Annotated in this window: 11 protein-coding genes and 1 pseudogene; 5 read left to right on the top strand and 7 right to left on the bottom strand. The window is 64.7% G+C overall.

Annotated elements, in window-relative coordinates; translation table 11 throughout:
- A pseudogene (locus JHD07_RS05150) lies at nucleotides 1–200 on the top strand (3-dehydroquinate synthase); the annotation flags it as partial.
- A 64-nt stretch (nucleotides 201–264) separates the two neighbouring features.
- Nucleotides 265–1,617, top strand: coding sequence for a hemolysin family protein (locus JHD07_RS05145; RefSeq protein ID WP_291619645.1), 1,353 nt, complete (start codon nucleotides 265–267; stop codon nucleotides 1,615–1,617).
- A 90-nt stretch (nucleotides 1,618–1,707) separates the two neighbouring features.
- Here the strand turns inward: JHD07_RS05145 and JHD07_RS05140 are convergent, their stop codons facing one another.
- A complete protein-coding gene (locus JHD07_RS05140; RefSeq protein ID WP_291619662.1) occupies nucleotides 1,708–1,986 on the bottom strand; it encodes a BolA family protein in 279 nt (92 codons plus the stop codon).
- A gap of 118 nt (nucleotides 1,987–2,104) precedes the next feature.
- On the opposite strand from JHD07_RS05140, the gene JHD07_RS05135 reads away from it, so the two are divergent.
- On the top strand, nucleotides 2,105–2,737 hold the full coding sequence (locus JHD07_RS05135; RefSeq protein WP_291619643.1) for a DnaJ domain-containing protein: 633 nt from the start codon (nucleotides 2,105–2,107) through the stop codon (nucleotides 2,735–2,737).
- 54 nt (nucleotides 2,738–2,791) lie between these two features.
- Here JHD07_RS05135 and JHD07_RS05130 read toward each other — a convergent pair whose 3' ends face one another.
- Nucleotides 2,792–3,028, bottom strand: coding sequence for a hypothetical protein (locus JHD07_RS05130; RefSeq protein WP_291619642.1), 237 nt, complete (start codon nucleotides 3,026–3,028; stop codon nucleotides 2,792–2,794).
- A gap of 252 nt (nucleotides 3,029–3,280) precedes the next feature.
- The gene (locus JHD07_RS05125) at nucleotides 3,281–4,375 is read right to left on the bottom strand and encodes a citrate synthase/methylcitrate synthase (protein WP_291619640.1); all 1,095 of its coding nucleotides are present in this window, start codon (nucleotides 4,373–4,375) and stop codon (nucleotides 3,281–3,283) included.
- A gap of 72 nt (nucleotides 4,376–4,447) precedes the next feature.
- Here JHD07_RS05125 and JHD07_RS05120 point away from each other — a divergent pair, with 72 nt between their 5' ends.
- Both JHD07_RS05120 and atzF read left to right on the top strand, forming a co-directional pair.
- Entirely contained in the window at nucleotides 4,448–5,665 is a 1,218-nt protein-coding gene (locus tag JHD07_RS05120) for a citrate synthase family protein (protein ID WP_291619638.1), read from the top strand.
- Between the two features lie 112 nt (nucleotides 5,666–5,777).
- Nucleotides 5,778–7,175 carry an allophanate hydrolase gene (atzF, locus tag JHD07_RS05115; protein WP_291619660.1) on the top strand — a complete coding sequence of 466 codons (1,398 nt, stop codon included), beginning with the start codon at nucleotides 5,778–5,780 and terminating at the stop codon, nucleotides 7,173–7,175.
- 90 nt (nucleotides 7,176–7,265) lie between these two features.
- On the opposite strand, the gene JHD07_RS05110 is transcribed toward atzF, so the two are convergent.
- From JHD07_RS05110 to JHD07_RS05095, 4 genes are all read right to left on the bottom strand, one after another.
- The gene (locus JHD07_RS05110) at nucleotides 7,266–7,991 is read right to left on the bottom strand and encodes a Crp/Fnr family transcriptional regulator (protein WP_291619636.1); all 726 of its coding nucleotides are present in this window, start codon (nucleotides 7,989–7,991) and stop codon (nucleotides 7,266–7,268) included.
- Nucleotides 7,992–8,229: 238 nt separating this feature from the next.
- Entirely contained in the window at nucleotides 8,230–9,108 is an 879-nt protein-coding gene (locus JHD07_RS05105; RefSeq protein WP_291619633.1) for an ABC transporter ATP-binding protein, read from the bottom strand.
- Nucleotides 9,096–9,875, bottom strand: coding sequence for an ABC transporter permease (locus JHD07_RS05100; RefSeq protein ID WP_291619631.1), 780 nt, complete (start codon nucleotides 9,873–9,875; stop codon nucleotides 9,096–9,098). Before JHD07_RS05100 ends, JHD07_RS05105 begins: the two co-directional genes overlap by 13 nt.
- The coding region (locus JHD07_RS05095) for an ABC transporter substrate-binding protein (protein WP_291619629.1) at nucleotides 9,872–10,366 on the bottom strand (495 nt) is incomplete at its 5' end. The genes JHD07_RS05095 and JHD07_RS05100, both read right to left, overlap by 4 nt.

Genomic DNA, 10,366 nt, shown 5'->3' with positions numbered 1-10,366 from the left:
GCTTGCAGGACATCGCGGGCTTTGCGCAGGAAGGTCTCGCCGACGCCGACGCGCTGATGGCGCTGATGGCGCAGGACAAGAAGGTCAAGCGCGGCAAGCTCACCTTCATTCTGCTGGAGGCGGTGGGGCGTGCGGTGATCGCCAAGGACGTCGAGCCGGCGCTGGTGCGCGATTTCCTGCAGTCGAAGCTGTCGCGATGACGGGATCGTCCGGACGTGCCGCCCGCGAAACGGCGGGGAATGCCGAGCCGGCCGCGAGGCATACATGAGTTCGATCTCGATCAATCTGCTGCTTGCTTTCCTCCTGCTCGCCGCCAACGCGTTCTACGTGGCGGCGGAGTTTGCGCTGGTGAAGAGCCGCGGCTTCCGGGTCAAGGCCATGGTCGAGCAGAACCGCTTCGGCGCGCGTCTGCTGCAGACCATGATGGAGAACATCGAATCCTATCTCGCCTGTTGCCAGCTCGGCATCACCATGGCCTCGCTCGGTCTCGGCTGGATCGGTGAGCCGACCGTGTCCGCGCTGCTGAGCCCCGTCCTCAGCCCGCTCGGATTGTCGGAGGCCACGCTGCACTTCGTCTCGTTCGTGGCGGGTTTTCTGGTTTTCTCCTCGCTGCACATCATCATCGGCGAGCAGGTGCCGAAAACGCTTGCGATCCGGGAGCCGATGCCGGTGTCGCAGTGGATCGCCTATCCGCTCTATTTTTCCTACCTGGTGTTCTACCCGTTGAGCTGGTGTCTCAACACGGCATCTGGCGCGATCCTGCGCCTGATGGGCGTCCAGGAGTTCTCGCAGCACGAGATCCTGACGGATTCCGAGATCGAAGGGCTGGTCGAGGAATCGGCCGTGCACGGCAAGATCGAGAGCGGCGAGGCCGAGTACATTCACAATGTCTTCCGGCTCGGCGAGCTGACGGTGTCCGACGTGATGGTTCACCGCACCGCCATGGTGATGATCAATGCCGATCTGCCTCCGGAGGAACTGGTGCGGGAGGTGCTGGCGACCGAATACACCCGCATTCCGCTGTGGCGCGACAAGTCGGAGAACATCATCGGCATCCTGCACGCCAAGGATCTGTTGCGGGCCATCCGCGCCGCGGACGGCGATACCTCGCGCATCGACGTCACCACCATCATGCTGCCGCCCTGGTTCGTGCCGGAGATGCGGCCGATATCCCAGCAGCTCAAGGCGTTCCGACGCCGCAAGACCCATTTCGCGCTCGTCGTCGACGAGTATGGCGAAGTCGAAGGCCTCGTGACGCTCGAGGACATTCTGGAGGAGATCGTCGGCGACATTTCCGACGAGCACGACGTGGTCGTCGCCGGCGTGCGCCGTCAGCCCGATGGCTCCGTCGTGGTCGACGGCTCGGTCCCGATCCGCGATCTCAACCGCGCGCTCGACTGGCATCTGCCCGATGAAGAGGCAACCACGGTCGCAGGCCTCGTCATTCACGAGGCGCGCTCGATCCCCGACCGCGGCCAGAGCTTCACCTTCCACGGCTTCCGCTTCCGCGTCCTCCGCCGCGAACGCAACCGCATCACCGCGCTCCGTATTTCGCCGGTGTCGCGGGACGCGGAGCTGGACGAGGTAAAGCCGAGAAGGGCCGGGACGTCGTTTTAGACGCTCAGTCATTCCGGGGCGATGCAAAGCATCGAACCCGGAATCTCGAGATTCCGGGTTCGGCTCTTCGAGCCGCCCCGGAATGACAAGTCACCCTTCCCCCGGCGCCTGAGCCTGAATCGCGAGCGCGTGCACGCCGCCGGAGAGTTCCGCGGCGAGCGCCGAATTTATCATGCGGTGGCGGTCGACCCGGCTCTTCCCTTTGAAGGCGGCAGCCACGATATAGACGCGGAAATGCGTCTCGCCGCCCGGCTGATGGCCGGCGTGGCCCTCATGCAAATGTGACTCGTCGACGACCTGCAGGCTTTCGGGCGTGAAAGCTTCCCGCAACTTGTTGCTGATAGTGTCTTTCATGGCCATGTGTGCCATTAAGGTGCGCAATCGCATCCCGTCAATACCCGGACGTCCAAGGTCGTTGCGGCCGGGTGCTCAGCGAATTGCAATGTCAAGACTTGAAGGTTTTTGCATTGCGTAGTCAAAGTCTGCCATGCCGATCGATTCATCAAAGTTCTTCGACTCCATCCGCGTGAAGCCGCGGGGCAAGCAGCCGGAAGTGAAGCCGCGAGACACCGCGGTCAATTGCGAATGGGCGGGCTGCGCCAACAAGGGATCGCACCGCGCGCCGAAGGGCCGCGAGAACCAGCGCGAGTACTGGCACTTCTGCCTGGATCACGTCCGCGAGTACAACCAGAACTACAATTTCTTCTCCGGCATGAATGCCGACGCGGTCGCGCGCTATCAGAAGGATGCACTGACCGGCCATCGCCCGACCTGGAAGATGGGCGCCAATGGCGGCAAGAAGGGTGCGGAAGCCGAGATCGACATGGCCTCGGATCCGCTCAACATGTTTGCCGAGATCAACGGCCGCACCGGCTGGCGCAAGGGCCCGGAAGCTGCGCCCAAGGCCGAGACGCGCAAGGTCATGAACGCCGAGCGCAAGGCGCTCCAGGTCATGGGCCTCGGCCCCAGCGCCACGCTCGCCGACGTCAAGGCCAAGTACAAGGCGCTGGTGAAGCAGCATCATCCCGACGCCAACGGCGGCGACCGCTCTACCGAAGATCGCCTGATCGAGATCATCAAGGCGTATAATTATCTGAAGACGGTGGTGCGGGAAGCCTAGAGCCTTGCGCCGTGATGGGATGCCGCCCGCGGAAGCGGACGGCATCATGAGCGTTTACCTGACCCGACAGACACGGACGCGCTTGACGATGCGGCGTCCATGATGGCCGCGCGTGACCACCGTGCGCACGGTACAAACGCGTCGCGGAGCGTAGTGATAGCGCGCGTTCATGGCGTCACCGGACATTGCTGCGCCGGGGATCGGCTGAGCCGGCAACGCATTGGCGGGGGCGGCGAGGGACGAGATTGCGAGCAGCGTTCCGGCAGCGAGGGCGCAAGCGAGTTTCTTCATTTCTATTCCTTTTATTGTTCGCCCCTTCGAAGACCTTTTCGGGGCGAGCGTGAATGCGCTGCGGGCCGCATTGTTCCCGATAACGTCTGAGTCCTTCCGTCGCACATGCCTCCTCACGTGCATGCTTATGGGTGCGAAACGCCATTGCGCCGTGCCCATATCCAATGAACTCGTTGGAAAGTGGCAACGGTTTATGGGCACGTTGCGCACCCGCCCGCCAGTCCGGAGACTCCGGCGTTGTCGAAGCGAGATTCACCCCTCCGGCATCGCACCCACATAGGACGAGCTCGGCCGGATCAACCGTCCCGTCCGCTGCTGCTCGCGCGCATGCGCGGTCCAGCCTGCGCTACGTGCCACCGCAAAGATCGGCGTGAACGCCTGCCGCGGAATCGCGAGTGCATCGAGCAGGATCGCGGTGAAGAACTCGACATTGGTCTCGATCGGTCGATCCGGATTTTTCCTGCGCAAGGCGGCGCGGATATAGGCTTCGACCTCGCCGGCGAACGGCAGGTCGGCTCCGTCTGAGGCGAGCGCCTCGATCGCGGCGTCGAGCACGTCGGCGCGCGGGTCGCGCACGCGATAGACGCGGTGACCGAAGCCCATCATCCGCTCGCCGCGCGCCAGCGCCGCGTCGACCCAGGGCTGGATCCGCTCGCGCGAGCCGATGGCATCCAGCATCTCCAGCACCGGCTCCGGCGCGCCGCCATGCAGCGGACCCGTGAGCGCGCAATAGCCAGCAGTGACGGCGGCGAACAGATCGGCTTGCGTCGAGGCCACCACGCGCGCGGTGAAGGTCGAGGCATTCATGCCGTGGTCGCTGGCGGTGACCAGATAGGCGTCGAGCGCGGCGATCTCGCGCGTTTCAGGGACGCGCCCGTGCAGCATGTGCAGCGTGTCGGCGGCATGGCTCACATCGGGATCGGGTGCGACCGGCTCGAGCCCCTTGGCGCGTCGGACCAGCGCGCCCGCGATCACCGGAAATGCGCCGACGATAGTGGCCTCGTTCTCCAGCCCGGGCTCGGCGCGAAGTCCCGCGGCGGCCGCGCGAAACCCGTCGACGATTCCCATGCCGCGCGTCGCCGCCAGCAGGTCCGGCAGGCGCGCGAAGGCGCGCTCGCGAGCCGCACCGAGGCTCGCCCGCACATTGGCTTCGGTGAGGGTGGTCTTGCTGGCGCCGTTCCAGAGCCGGGCGGTGACGCCCTCGAAGCTCGAGACGGCGGCGAGCCGGCCGACATGTTCGCCGGCGATGATCAACGCGCCGCGGTCGCCGTCGACATGGCTCAGCACGGTCTCGGCCGCGGGAACGCCGTCCAGCCCGATCTGGCTCTTGGTGAGGTGGATGTTCATGGCTGTCTCCTTTCACGGTCGGAAAGGTCAATCCTCTCGACAGATTGATCAATCTTGATTACGTAAATCAATATGAAAAATTACGATGGGCTGTACCTGTCCGCCCGGGAAGCCGCCGCCGAGCTCGCGATCTCCCCGGCCACCCTCTACGCCTATGTCAGCCGTGGCCTGATCCGGTCCGAGCCGACGGCGGATTCGCGCAAGAACCGCTATCGCGCCGAGGACGTGCGGGCGCTGAAGGAGCGCCGGGTGCCGTCGCCGGAGCCGCGGGGGCTGCGCAGCTTCGACGCCGACCTGCCGGTGATGGACACCGAGATCTCGACCATCACCGAGGACGGCGCGATCTACCGCGGCGTCAACTGCGTCGACCTTTCGGAAAACGACACGCTCGAGCACACCGCGACGCTGTTGTGGGACATCTCCCGCGTGGATCCGTTCGCGCCTGACAATCTCCCGCTGCTCTCCGAGGAGATGCGCACGATCGCGCAGGCCGCGCGCCGGGCGGCGCCGATCGACCGCGCCATCGCGGTGCTGGCGCTGGCCGCGAGCGCCGATCCGCGTGCCTTCACCCGTGCGCCCGACGGCCGCGCGCTGGTCGGCGCGCGCATCGTCCGCCTGCTGGTCGCGACCATGCTTAATGCCGAGCCGTCTGCCGAACCGCTGCACCAGCAAATCGCGAAAGCGTGGACGGCGGACAACAAGCACGCGCCCGACCTGATCCGCCGGGCGCTGGTGCTGCTGGCCGATCATGAGCTGAACGCCTCGACCTTCACCGCGCGCTGCGCGGCCTCGACCGGGCTCAATCTCTATGATTCCGTCATCGCCGGCCTCGCCGCACTGAAGGGGCCGAAGCATGGCGGCGCCGGCGTGCTGGCCTCGCAGCTCGTCAAGACGCTGGTCGACCGCGACGTCGAGCCTGTCGTGCGCGAGCGCGACGCGCTCGGCGAACGCTTCGCCGGCTTCGGCCATGGCGTCTACAAGCGCGGCGATCCTCGCGCGCAATCGCTGCTCAACGCGCTCTCACGCGCCGGCGCGCCGCGCAAATTCACCCGCGAAGTGCCGGAGCGCATCGCCGAAGCCACCGGCGAGTTCGTCAACATCGACTATGCACTCGCCGTCCTCGTGCACGCGCTGCGCCTGCCCGCCGGCAGCGAGCTCGCTCTGTTCGCGATGGCCCGCAGTGTCGGCTGGATCGCGCATGCAAGCGAGCAATTGCAGTTCGGGAAGTTGATCCGGCCAAGGGCAAGGTATGTGGGACCGGCGCCGGGGCGGCGGGCGGGGAGTTCGTGATCGCAATCACTCGCAGTCCGGTTCACGGCGGCAGCAGAAGCGCTTAATTGCTTTCCGTCCCATTCACCTCCGGGCAGGCTTGCAGCACCTTCGATCTCCTCGGGAGCCATTCGTGTCGCAAGCCGTCGCCCTCACTCGCCGCAGCCGCCCCCTTCGCACCTCGACCGAACTGCGTTCGGCGATCGCGACGGCATACGAGCGCATCGAACGAGACCGACACCGCAATTGCTGGATCCATGTGAGGCCCATGGAAGAGGCGCTGGCGGAGGTCGAGGCTCTCGCACGGCGCGGCGCGCAGGGCGAATTGCTGCCTCTGCTCGGTGTGCCTTTCGGCGTGAAGGACAACATCGACGTGCAGGGCATGCCGACCTCGGCGGCCTGTACATCCTTCGCCTATGTTGCGGAGCGATCGGCCCGATGCGTCGAGCGCCTCGTCGCGGCCGGCGCGATCTGTCTCGGCAAGACCAATCTGGCTCAATTCGCAACGGGGCTGTCCGGAGCCCGGTCACCTCACGGCGCCTGTCCAAGCGCCGCCGACGATCGCTATATCTCGGGCGGATCGAGCTCGGGCTCGGCCGTCGCCGTGGCGGCCGGTCACGTGGCCTTCTCACTTGGCACCGACACCGGCGGCTCAGGCCGGGTGCCGGCAGGCTTCAACGGCATCGTCGGAATCAAGCCGACGGTGGGGCTTGTCTCATCCCGCGGGCTGGTTCCGAACTGCCCCACGCTCGATTGTCCGTCGATCTTCTGCAATTCCGTAACCGAGGGCAAATTGTTGCTGGAGCTCGTCGAGGGCTTCGACGTTGAAGATCCGTACAGCCGGGAAGCGCACGGCCCGTCATCGGCTATCCCCAACGAATTCCGCTTCGGGCGCATTTCCGCCCCAGAGCTCAATTCATTCGGGGCGCCCGAATGCGACGTACTTTACGAACAGGCTTGCGGGAGACTGGCGGGTCTGGGAGGCGAGGCCCGCGAGATCGACTTCACTCCTTTCGCCGAGGCCGGCGAAATGCTCTTCTCGGGACCGTGGATCGCCGAACGCTACGCGGCGGTCAGCAGGCTCTATGACATCGATCATGGTGACTTGCTGGAGGTGACGCGCAAAGTCCTGCATTCTGCGGCGCAATTCTCAGCGGCTGACGCATTCGCGGCGCAGCATCGTCTCCTGAAATTGCGGCGGCAGGTCCAGCTTCTCTTCAAGCAGATCGACGTCCTGGTCGTGCCGACTGCGCCGCGTCCTTTCACTATTGAGGAAATGCTGGCAGACCCCATCACGCTCAATACGCGTCTCGGTCACTACTCCTATTCCGTCAATCTGCTGGATCTGTGTGCGGTGGCACTTCCCAATGCAACGCTCGCCAGCGGCATGCCGATGGGCGTCACCCTGCTGGCACCCGCATGGCAGGACCACGCCCTCCTGGATTTCGCCTCGCGGTGGCAGCAGGACGATGGCGACGCTCCGTTCGGGCTGAACGTCACTCCGCGCACCGCCGGTAAGGTTAGAGCATGATCAGGAAAAGCGTGCAGCGGCTTACCGGAATGATCATGCTCAAACCATAAGCTGAAGCGCGATGCCGCTTCATTCTGATTTCGTCGCGCTCTAGACGATTTCGAGGTCGAGCGCGCGCAAGTTCAGGATGACGATCAGGCCCCTGTCGTAGCGGATGATGCCGCGCGCCTGCATGCGAGAGAGCTGCACCGTCACCCATTGCCGCGTTGCTCCGATCAGGTTGGCGAGATCGCCATGGGTGAAGGGAATGCCGAGCACGATCTCGCGACCGTGCTGCGAGCCGTAGATATTCGAGAGAAAGATCAAGAGACGCTGCAACCGCTCGGTCACCGATCGTGTGCCGAGCATTTGCGCCATGGCCGAGTAGCACCTTGCCTTGAAGGCCAGCGCATCCAGCAGCGCCACCGCGAGGGGCGCCGACTGAAGCGCAAGCTCGCGCAAAGCGGGGCCGGGCAGAAACAGGAGCCGGCTGCGCTCGATGGCCACCGAAGACCACATATGCGCTCCGGCGCCGAAGAGGTCGGGCCCGCCGACGAAATTGCCGCCGAACCAGTAGGCGAGCGTCACCTCACGCCCCGAAGGCGCTGCGTAATAGCTGCGGATCCGGCCGGATTCGATCAGATATATGCCGTTCTGCGTGTCTCCCTGGCGCCAGATATGCTTGCCGGTGTCCAGAACCTCATAGCGACCGATGGCCAGTACGCGGCGCCGGTCGGCCTCGCTGAGATGGTCGAGCAAGCCTGGCAGCGATCTGACCAGAGCATCCGACTCCGCCAGCATGATCCCGGCTGTCGTCTTGAGAGTTGCCGCTGACATCTGCCCGCTCCCTCGTAGCTGGAGCAGTTCCATTCAAGAGCTATGCCAGCCCTGGCTGCGGCTGAAAGCGCGATGAAAACTTGGTCGAGCCGACGCGGGCCCGGAGGAGCCAGCCGAACCTCGTTTCACCGCACTCTAGAGCGTTTTCGAGCGAAGTGGATACCGGTTCGCGTGAAGAAAACGCGTCAAACCAAGAATCTAGAGCTTCGGTTCTGAATCAATCAGAACCGAAAGTGCTCTAGGTCACCGCTTCCATTTGCTCGAATGCCTTGCGGCCTTCGGTCCGGATCAAGTCGAGGCAATCCCGCTTGAGCGCGAGATAGGCGGGGTCGGTCAGGATAGCGCTGGAGCGCGGGCGTGGCAGGCCCACGGAGAGATCGCGGAGGATGCGGCCCGGCCCGGCGCTCATGATCAGCACGCGATCCGACAGGAGAATGGCTTCGTCAATGTCATGCGTGACGAAAACGATCGTGGCGTTGATCCGGTCGCGCAGTTCGAGCAGGTTATCCTGCATCACGGCCCGGGTCTGCGCGTCCAAGGCACCGAAAGGTTCGTCCATGAGCAGCTCACGCGGCTGGTTCGCGAGGGCGCGAGCAATCGCCACCCGCTGCTGCATGCCGCCTGAAAGCGTGTGCGGATAGGCGCTCGCGAATTTTGTCAGCCCGATCATCTCGATCAGGTCGTCGGCGATCCGAAGCGCCTCCGTTTTCGACTTGCCGAGCGCGCGCGGCCCGTGAGCGATATTACGGCGCACCGATTTCCAGGGGAACAGATGCGGCTGCTGGAAGACCATCCCGATATCCGGTCGAGGTGCCAGCATCGGCTTGCCGGCGACAATGACCTCGCCTTCGAACGGGCGTTCGAGGCCCGCCATCGCATTCAAGAGCGTAGACTTGCCGCAGCCCGACGGACCAACCAGCGAGACGAATTCGCCCGGCATCACGGCCAGGGACACGCGGTCCACCGCAATGACCTCGCCGCGCGGCACATCGAAGACGATGCTCAAATTCTCGACGCGGATGATCGCTTCCGGCGCTGTCGATGAAGGCTCCGGCGGAGCATCCACGAGCCGAAGCGGCGGTGTCGGTCGAAGCGGGTTGTGCATCATCGCCACCATACGGCACGCTCGGCAATGGCCGCGAAGGAGCGATCGGCGACGAAGGAGAGCAGTCCGAGCGCGGCCAGCCCTCCCATGACCTGTCCGGTTTGCATGTTCTGTTGCGCGATCTCGATCCGGTAGACGATGCCGGCGAACGCGCCCGCCAGCTCGGCGGCCACGAGCGTGTAAAAGGAGATGCTGACGGCGGTGCGCAGGCCGACAACGATGTAGGGAAGCGCCCCCAGCAGGATGATCTCCGAGAGCATCTGCCGACGTGGCGTGCCGAGCATCAGCGCGGCGCGAACGAGGCCGCGGTCGACCTTCTGAACGCCGATATGGGTCGCGAGCCATACCGTGAAGAACACCCCCCAGACGACGAGAAAGAGTTTGCCTGTCTCCGACAAGCCGAACCAGAGGATCACGATCGGCACGAAGGCGATCGGGGGGATCGGGCGAAGGATATGAAACAACGGCGAGAGCAGACTCGAGACCAGCCGGAACCGGCCCGTCAGCACGCCGAGCATGATCCCGCCCGCCGTCCCGATCAGGAAACCCACGGTGACGCGGAAGAGGCTCGCCGAAAGGTCCCCGAAAAACTGGCCGCTCTGGATCCAGTCAAGGACGGCGACAGCGACCGTCGATGGCGGCGGAAAAAGCACCGCGTTGACGATACGCGAGCGCGCGATCAATTCCCATAGGCCGACGAAGGCTGGTACGGAGAGCGCGCCGACAAGCACGCTCAGGCGTCCGGCCGCCGTCGCACCCTTGTGCCCGCCGGTGCTCATGGATTGGCCGACAGTGTCACGCGTGCAGGATCAAGCGCCTTCAGCGGCGCCGCCACGATGACCTTCGAGAAATCTGGGATGCCCGCTCCCGGCGGGTGATTGCCGGTCGCGAGCCGCCAGGCCGCGTGCGTCTTCAGCGTCTCGAGTAGCTTGTCGTCGAGGCGGACGTGATAGACGTAATCCGACCAGATCGGCGCCAGCTCGTCGCGCTTCATGCCGGTTGCGGCAGCGACGATGTCGATCGCTTCGTTCGGATGAGCCTTGACCCAGCCTTCCGCTTCGATGAGAGCAGCCAGGAATTTGCTGACGATTGTCGGGTTTGCCTCGAGATAGGGCCGCGTCACGACGATGTTGAAGGTCTCCGAGTAGAGACCCTTGGTGTCGAGCAGGACGGCCCCCTCGCCGAGCGCCTTCTTTGCATTGGCCACGTGCGGCTCCCAGGTATCGAACGCGTCGATGCTTCCCGCCGCCATTGCGGGAAGCATCTCCTG

This window comes from Bradyrhizobium sp. (genome assembly GCF_016462955.1).
Classification (GTDB): Bacteria; Pseudomonadota; Alphaproteobacteria; order Rhizobiales; family Xanthobacteraceae; genus Bradyrhizobium.
The sequence above is the reverse complement of the archived record's forward strand: the minus strand, read 5'-3'. Positions and strand labels throughout refer to the sequence as shown.